Annotated in this window: 1 protein-coding gene; it reads left to right on the top strand. The window is 32.0% G+C overall.

The genetic code is table 11. From position 1 onward, the window contains the following. The first annotated feature begins 60 nt into the window (after nt 1–60). The gene (locus I656_RS18330) at nt 61–567 is read left to right on the top strand and encodes a hypothetical protein (protein ID WP_200861017.1); all 507 of its coding nucleotides are present in this window, start codon (nt 61–63) and stop codon (nt 565–567) included. Nucleotides 568–794 lie beyond the last annotated feature (227 nt).

Below are 794 nucleotides of genomic sequence, written 5' to 3'. Positions count from 1 at the left end.
GGCTCATCATATCATTCCTAACCCGTGGTGCTAGTTGAGCTTTAGCGCTCAACTATAACTGTGCAATTTAATTCTTCTGCTTCCGATACAAATGTTACAATTTTTGAAATGCAGTATGATTTAAATAATGAGAAGATCATATCAGTTTTTAAAATACATTATGATGGAACTTCAAAAGAGATAACTGATTATGAAACAGGCGAAACAGAAGTTATTACAGAGGATCAAGAATGTACAGATTGCTCTGTTTCAAACGAGGAATTTAATGAAATACAAGATACATTACAAAACATAGAAGAAGTTGCTGTTTTACAAAACGAAATAGATGCTATTTTAGATACACAAAGTAATACAAATAATGAGAATAATGCGGAGAATATCATCTTTAGAGCAAGCGCTATTTGCCCAAAAGGTACTTATCCAAGTCAAATATGCAAAAATGTTCCGGCGTTTAGTATTTCAAAATATCTTGCTTGTATGTTGGTGATTAAAAAGCACAGAACATGCAGAGCAGTAGCATCCTATGTAAAGAAAGAATGTATATTGGAGTGTATGCCTTATACTTAAAATAAATTTTAGCAAGGGAGTGTTTGAGTGAAGTTTTTTCACGATATTAATGAGGATAAAGAGTATTCCCTAAGCCTTATTTGCTACTCAATATTAAACATAATCACTCTAGGAAAGATAAGGTTTTTTCGTATGAAAGTAGCTGAACTGAAAAGAATTTTAGAGGAAACCAAAAGACTTCGTTAATCTTTAAGGAAGAAATAGCTCTCCTTTAAGCTTAAACAGAT

Source organism: Geobacillus sp. WSUCF1 (genome assembly GCF_000422025.1).
In the GTDB taxonomy this organism is placed as follows: Bacteria; Bacillota; Bacilli; order Bacillales; family Anoxybacillaceae; genus Geobacillus; species Geobacillus zalihae.
Note: the sequence above shows the minus strand (reverse complement) of the source record. Positions and strands in the feature narration are given on the sequence as shown.